Origin of the sequence: Rhizobium sp. GCM10022189 (assembly GCF_042656325.1) — a bacterium.
GTDB lineage: Bacteria > Pseudomonadota > Alphaproteobacteria > Rhizobiales > Rhizobiaceae > Rhizobium.
In genome coordinates, this window is sequence record NZ_JBHSOR010000046.1 from 1 (window position 1) to 388 (window position 388).

The following is a 388-nucleotide window of genomic DNA, read 5'->3' on the forward strand; positions in this document are numbered from 1 at the left end:
CGGCGCAAACAGGCCGCCGGCCGAGAGCAACGGGGCGCGCAGGGCAAAGAGCGACAGCGCCCCGCCGATGAAGACCAGCAGGATGCAGAGGATGAAGACGCCGCGGCTCGGGTCGCTGGCAAAGGCGTGCACCGAGGTGAGCACGCCCGAGCGCACCAGGAACGTGCCCATCAGCGACAGCGAGAAGGTGAGGATGGCAAGCAGCACCGTCCAGATCTTCAGCGCCTCGCGCTTTTCCATGACGAGCGCCGAATGCAGAAGCGCTGTGCCGGCAAGCCAGGGCATGAAGGAGGCGTTCTCCACCGGGTCCCAGAACCACCAGCCGCCCCAGCCGAGTTCGTAATAGGCCCAGTAGGAGCCCATGGCGATGCCGAGCGTCAGAAAGGTC

1 protein-coding gene is annotated in these 388 nt (G+C 66.2%); it reads right to left on the bottom strand.

Annotation, left to right across the window (positions count from 1 at the left end; genetic code table 11):
• A partial coding sequence (gene ccsA, locus ACFPWW_RS18155; protein ID WP_377312813.1) for a cytochrome c biogenesis protein CcsA occupies nt 1-388 on the bottom strand: 388 nt, incomplete at both ends.